The organism is Kitasatospora griseola (genome assembly GCF_014648555.1).
Taxonomy (GTDB): domain Bacteria; phylum Actinomycetota; class Actinomycetes; order Streptomycetales; family Streptomycetaceae; genus Kitasatospora; species Kitasatospora griseola.
This window is the reverse complement of the sequence record NZ_BMRI01000025.1, coordinates 538-741: the sequence shown is the minus strand read 5'-3', so window position 1 is coordinate 741 and position 204 is coordinate 538. Positions and strand designations below refer to the sequence as shown.

Below are 204 nucleotides of genomic sequence, written 5' to 3'. Positions count from 1 at the left end.
CTGCAGGCCGCCGCCGACCTGTACGGCGCCAACTCGCAGGAGCGGTACATCGTCTCCAAGGCGTGGGCCGCCGTCTCCATCGGCACCGCCCTGCCCGACCCGGGCGGCAGCACCTCCTCCCCGAGCCCGTCCCCGTCCGGCTCGCCCACCGGCAACCCGAACCCCGGGAACGCGCTGGTCAACGGCGGCTTCGAGCAGGGCGCC

The 204-nt window shown here is 75.5% G+C and carries 1 protein-coding gene; it reads left to right on the top strand.

Going from position 1 to position 204, the window contains the following annotated elements; genetic code table 11:
* A partial coding sequence (locus IEZ12_RS39120; protein WP_229848002.1) for a hypothetical protein occupies positions 1–204 on the top strand: 204 nt, incomplete at both ends.